Origin of the sequence: Pseudomonas sp. SIMBA_068, from assembly GCF_046534705.1 — a bacterium.
GTDB lineage: Bacteria > Pseudomonadota > Gammaproteobacteria > Pseudomonadales > Pseudomonadaceae > Aquipseudomonas > Aquipseudomonas putida.
In genome coordinates, this window is record NZ_JAWRYI010001869.1 from 1 (window position 1) to 229 (window position 229).

Sequence of the window (229 nt, forward strand, 5' to 3'; positions counted from 1 at the left end):
GCTTGCCACCCGTGGCACCGTACAAGCAGGTGTTGCCGACAATGGCACTGTCCTGGGTCTTGTAGACGCTGCCTTTGGGCGGAACGATCACCAGCTTGCCGCCGGTCATGCCCTTGCCCACATAGTCGTTGGCGTCGCCTTCCAGGTACATATGAAGGCCGCCGGCGTTCCACCCGCCAAAACTCTGGCCTGCCGTGCCCTTGAAGCGGAAGGTGCTCGGCGCTTTCGC

The 229-nt window shown here is 62.9% G+C and carries 1 protein-coding gene; it reads right to left on the reverse strand.

Annotated features, from left to right (window positions below; translation table 11 throughout):
• Positions 1-229, reverse strand: a 229-nt coding sequence (locus SB756_RS36250) for a hypothetical protein (protein ID WP_410914089.1), incomplete at both ends; no start/stop codon positions are given.